Origin of the sequence: Acidocella aquatica (assembly GCF_030160635.1) — a bacterium.
In the GTDB taxonomy this organism is placed as follows: domain Bacteria; phylum Pseudomonadota; class Alphaproteobacteria; order Acetobacterales; family Acetobacteraceae; genus Acidocella; species Acidocella aquatica.
This window is the reverse complement of record NZ_BSOS01000119.1, coordinates 1-2,003: the sequence shown is the minus strand read 5'-3', so window position 1 is coordinate 2,003 and position 2,003 is coordinate 1. Positions and strand designations below refer to the sequence as shown.

At 63.7% G+C, this 2,003-nt stretch carries 2 protein-coding genes; both read right to left on the bottom strand.

Annotation, left to right across the window (positions count from 1 at the left end; translation table 11 throughout):
* Window positions 1–159: 159 nt before the first annotated feature.
* Complete coding sequence (gene istB, locus QQJ84_RS19195) at window positions 160–927, bottom strand: IS21-like element helper ATPase IstB (protein WP_284259941.1); 768 nt, start codon at window positions 925–927, stop codon at window positions 160–162.
* Window positions 905–2,003: transposase (locus QQJ84_RS19190; RefSeq protein ID WP_408862254.1), on the bottom strand; the 1,099-nt coding region annotated here is incomplete at its 5' end. The genes istB and QQJ84_RS19190, both read right to left, overlap by 23 nt.

Here is a 2,003-nt window from a genome sequence, read left to right as displayed (position 1 = left end):
CCTGCAGGCGAAGGTCATAAAGAGCCCAGATTTTTTCGCGTAGTTGGTCGAGAAGTTCGTAGACGGCAAGAGCCTGCTCGGGCGTCCAGCTTGTGGGGATTTCGATTGTCGCTGGGCGCAGGTGCGCCGGGGCGGATGATTGCGGCTGGTTTGGTTGGCTCATGGCTTGGCTGAGCCGCGTCGCCGGGCGCGCTGTTCGGTGCGTTCCTGGGCTTCCTTAAGCCGGTAGGACTCTGCGTCGATGGCGATGATCTCGGCATGGTGGATGAGGCGGTCGACCATCGATACGACGCAGGCGGCGTTTGGGAACACCTCGCGCCACTCGGCGAACGCGCGGTTGGTGGTCACCAGCGTGCTTTTGTTCTGATACCGTCGCGATATCAGCTCGAACATCAGGTCGGCGTGACGGTTGGAGTAGGATAGGTAGCCGACCTCGTCGATCACCAGCAATTGCGGGCTGGCGTAATGACGCAGCCGACGTCGCAGGGCAGAGTCGCTGTCCAATGCCGCTAGATCGCCGAAGAGCTGGCCTGCGCTGGTGAACAGAACATTGTGTCCGGCGATGAGCGCCTGGTGGGCGATATTCTGTGCGATGGTCGACTTGCCGCCCCCGTTTGGTCCGACGATGACGACGTTGCTGGCATCGCGCAGGAAGTCCAGCGCCATCAAAGCCTCGATCGCCTCGCGGTCGCAGCGTTTTGGCCAAGACCAATCAAAGTCGCAGAGCGGCTTGAATTTGCCGATATGCGCGGTGCCGAGCCGCCGCTCGAGGCTGCGCCGGGCGCGTTCCTGTTCTTCCCAGTCAAGCAACGGGGCGATCCAGCTTTGGTTGGCGACCTCGCCCCAATGCGCGAGCAGGCCATGCAGATTGAGTGCGGCCGTGCGCGCGCGCATGGTGTCGGGATCAGTCATCTTTGGGCTTGGCATCTTCGTGTACTCCTGCGAGTTGGTCATAGGTTTCGAGCGGATGTGGCTGCACGAGCGTGTCGCGGGCTTGCACATGGGCGGGCATCACCACAGCGACCGGGGGATCGTCGCCGCGCTGGGCGCGTCGGCGCTCGAGGGCGAGGCGGACGGCGTTGGCATGTGGCACATCGCGCGCGAGCGCTTCAAGAATGGCGGCCTCCAGATCGGCGGCGGTGTTGCGTTCGAGCAACCGGAGCAGGGCGGCGGTGATGGCGCCCAGATTGGCGCCGTGTTCGGCCGCGCGCGCGAGCAGGATCTGGCTGGCTGGTGCGGCGTGAGCGAGGCGGTCGATGGCACGATGCTGATGCGCGGCACGTTTGTCGTCGATCAGGGCTTGCAGATGCGCGGCGTCCTCGATCTGCGCACCCTTGTCGTAACTGCGCGGATGGCGGGCCAGCACTTCGGTGCCATCGAGGATGCGCAGCTGGTGCGGGTCGGCGAGAACGGTCAGGATGCGCTGTACCTGGCCGTGCGGCACCGAATAATCATTGAGATCGAAGCGGACATAGGGTGTCTTGCCGACCGAGACCTCAACCCGTTCGAGTAGCGGCGCCGGGTTGTCGGGCAATGGCAGCAGGCGGGGGATTTCCTGGGCGAACACCGCGCGCACCGTCTGCTGCGGATCCTCGGGACATGGCCGATCGGCGGCAGCACCGTTGCACCAGGCTTCGGCCTGAGCGTTGAGGTCATCGATATCTTTGAACTTGCGGGCGGCAAAGAATGCGTCACGAATGTAGCGGATCGCGCGTTCCACGCGGCCTTTCTCGTTGCCTCGCGCAACCGCCACGGGTCTTGGTTCGTAACGATAATGTCCTGCAAAATGCAGCAATGTTGGGTGGAAGCGGATCGCGTCACCGCGTCGTTCCAACACGGCGCTTTTAAGATTGTCATAGAGCAGGACGCGCGGAACGCCGCCCCATGCGGTGAAGGCCCCGGCATGGCCGCGCAGAAAATTCTCCATCCGGGCGTCGAGGCAGAAGCGCAGGAAGATCTGGCGCGAATGAGAGAGCACCATGACGAACGCCATCAGCGGCCGC